Here is a 269-nt window from a genome sequence, read left to right on the forward strand (position 1 = left end):
GACAATACCACCAGAACAAACTTTCATACCAGCATCACGCACATGATCAATAGTGTTTAGTCTGTCTGCAAAGGTACGGGTAGATATAATTTGTTCGTAGTATTCAGGTGAGGTATCTAAATTATGGTTATAGTAGTCAAGCCCTGCATCACTCAGCGCATGCGCTTTTTCATTGGTAAGCTTACCTAGGGTCATACAGGTTTCGAGGCCAAGCTCTTTTACTTCTTTAACCATTTTTGAAATGTACGGCATATCACGATCTTTAGGAT

General features: G+C 40.1%; 1 protein-coding gene. It reads right to left on the reverse strand.

What is annotated here, in order from left to right; translation table 11 throughout:
* On the reverse strand, positions 1 to 269 hold a 269-nt coding region (locus SB751_RS30945; protein ID WP_410749142.1), incomplete at both ends, for a radical SAM protein.

The sequence above is a fragment of the Cupriavidus sp. SIMBA_020 genome (assembly GCF_046535395.1).
Taxonomy (GTDB): domain Bacteria; phylum Pseudomonadota; class Gammaproteobacteria; order Burkholderiales; family Burkholderiaceae; genus Cupriavidus; species Cupriavidus campinensis.